Annotated in this window: 1 pseudogene; it reads right to left on the bottom strand. The window is 43.2% G+C overall.

The annotated features are described in order from the left end of the window. Positions 1-717 (bottom strand): annotated as a pseudogene (gene fadH, locus A3766_RS26465) (NADPH-dependent 2,4-dienoyl-CoA reductase); the annotation flags it as partial. Positions 718-1,094 lie beyond the last annotated feature (377 nt).

Here is a 1,094-nt window from a genome sequence, read left to right as displayed (position 1 = left end):
CTTACCTAGCTGTAGTACTTCTTCATAGCTGCTTCCACCCTCAACCAAGTCGAGCATAGACAAACGGTATATAATAATAAATTTTTCACCCACGGCTTCACGTGTACGACGCACGACTTCTACAGCCAAGCGCATACGGTTTTCGTATTCGCCACCCCATTGGTCATCACGCTTATTAGTACGCTTCGCTAAGAACTGGTTAATGAAATAACCTTCTGAGCCCATGATTTCAACGCCGTCATAACCACCTTTTTGAGCATTAACCGCTAACATTACGATATCACTGATCTGCTTTTCGATACCGGCTTCATCAAGTTCTTTTGGTGGAAAAGGGTTAATCGGTGCCTGAACAGCAGAAGGCGCAACCAAATTAGGGTTAAACGCATAGCGACCCGTATGTAGAATCTGCATACAGATCTTACCACCCGCTTCATGAACGGCATCAGTAATAGTTCGATGTGCTAGTGCGTCTTCTTCTGTCTTAATTGACTTGGTATGAGGATGCGTAGCACCTTCCTGGTTTGGACCAAAACCGCCCGTAACAATCAGGCCAACTCCACCGCGAGCGCGTTCTGCAAAGAAAGCAGCCATTCGTTCATGGCCATCTTTTTCTTCTTCCAAGCCTGTATGCATTGAACCCATCAAAACACGGTTTTTTAAAGTCGTGAAACCTAAGTCCAATGGCTTTAACATATTTGGATATAATTCTGCTGACATCTCTCTCTCCGCTGACGCTTTTAATTTTTTCTTAGGTTCATTCCACCCTCATCATTCCCACATACAAGGTGAATTGCCCTGCAAAATAGGGCCACCTGGTTGGAGCGGGAATCCATTTGTCTGAATGACCTAGCTTATATTCATCCTATGCAAATCTTTTCATAACGTCCTTATCATTTGTTAATGTGCTAAATTTTTTCTATCGCAATAATCTTTAGTACAAGTACGGCACACTGATAGACGTATTGATAAGAACATTAATAGAGGAGCATAGCACCGTGTCGAAATATTGCGCGCCAATCACTGATATGATATTCCATATAAAGGGCAATTCTGCTATCGACAATGACGATGCGGGCTTAATTCTCGACCAGGCT

The sequence above is a fragment of the Oleiphilus sp. HI0132 genome (assembly GCF_001635845.1).
The sequence above is the reverse complement of the archived record's forward strand: the minus strand, read 5'-3'. Positions and strand labels throughout refer to the sequence as shown.